The organism is Sulfitobacter sediminis (genome assembly GCF_040811725.1).
GTDB lineage: Bacteria > Pseudomonadota > Alphaproteobacteria > Rhodobacterales > Rhodobacteraceae > Sulfitobacter > Sulfitobacter sediminis.
The window spans coordinates 1-1,269 of sequence record NZ_JBFNXX010000090.1; the positions used below are offsets into that span (position 1 = coordinate 1).

Consider the following 1,269-nt stretch of genomic DNA (forward strand, 5'->3'; position numbering starts at 1 on the left):
TTGACCCAGCCCCCTGATCCGGGCCGATCAGGTGTAGAATCCGTTCCTGTTTCTTTCTGTTGATACGGTTGCGGTCAAGGCCTGCTGAGCGGAGCCCTTGCGGAGCTCAAGCGAGGCAGGCCGAGTGGCACGGTTGAGATTGGCGTAGACGGCCGGGGCCAGCCCGCCAAGCGATGTGTGTGGTCTCTGTGTGTTGTAATCGATCCTCCAGTTCTCGATGATCTTCCGGGCTTCGGCGAGGCTGCTAAAGATGTGTTCGTTCAAACATTCATCCCGTAATCGGCCATTGAAGCTTTCCACGAAGGCGTTTTGCATGGGTTTGCCGGGCGCGATGTAATGCCAGCGAACGCCGATGTCCTGGCACCACCTCAGAACGGCATGAGAAGTCATTTCAGTCCCATTATCGCTGACAATCATGTCCGGCTGGCCCCGCCTGCGGATCAGGGTATCCAGTTCACGTGTCATGCGGGCACCAGACAGGGAACGATCAACGACGGTTGCCAGCGCCTCGCGCGTACAATCATCCACGACGCATAGCACCCTGAACCGCTGGCCATCCTCAAAGGCGTCAGACACGAAGTCCAAGGACCAGCGCTGATTGGCGCGATCCGGAACCAGAATAGGTCTACGCGTGCCCAAAGCCCGCTTGCGCGACCGCCTACGGCGCACCGCCAGCCCTTCTTCCCGATACAGCCGGAACAGCTTCTTGTGGTTCACTTCAAAGCCTTCCCTAGCCAGCAGGATGCCCAAACGGCGATAGCCGAACCTGCGGCGTTCATTCGCCAGTTCACGCAGCCGCTTGCGCAGGGCCTCATCGCCCTGATCCTGCTTCTTATATTGAAAGACTGATCGGGGAAGATCAGCCAGTTTACACGCCCGACGCTCAGACAGGCCGTGCCGATCCATTACGTCCGACACGGCCCTGCGCTTCACATCAGGCGTCAGTAGTTTTTTGTCGCGAGGTCTTTCAGCGCGGCGTTATCCAACATCGCGTCCGCCAGCATCCGCTTAAGACGGTTGTTCTCATCCTCAAGCGCCCGTAGCTTCTTGGCGTCAGACACGTTCATCCCGCCAAACTTGGCCTTGTATTTGTAGAACGTAGCATCACTGATCCCGTACTTCCGACACAGGTCCTGCGCTTTCACCCCTGCCTCGTACTCCTTGATCATCCCAATGATCTGCTCATCTGAAAATCTGCGTTTCATAGTCCATCCTTTGCTTGGACGGATTACTAACACCTCAGTGGCCTGATTTCAGGGGGCTGGGTCA

1 protein-coding gene is annotated in these 1,269 nt (G+C 57.3%); it reads right to left on the reverse strand.

Features of this window, described 5'->3' with window-relative positions:
* Nucleotides 1-27: 27 nt before the first annotated feature.
* Nucleotides 28-1,205 (reverse strand): IS3 family transposase gene (locus AB2B41_RS23280; RefSeq protein ID WP_420014325.1). Its coding sequence is split into 2 segments (ribosomal slippage): nt 28-959 and nt 959-1,205, totalling 1,179 coding nucleotides; the frame shifts between segments, so codons are not numbered across the junction.
* Between the last annotated feature and the right edge of the window lie 64 nt (nt 1,206-1,269).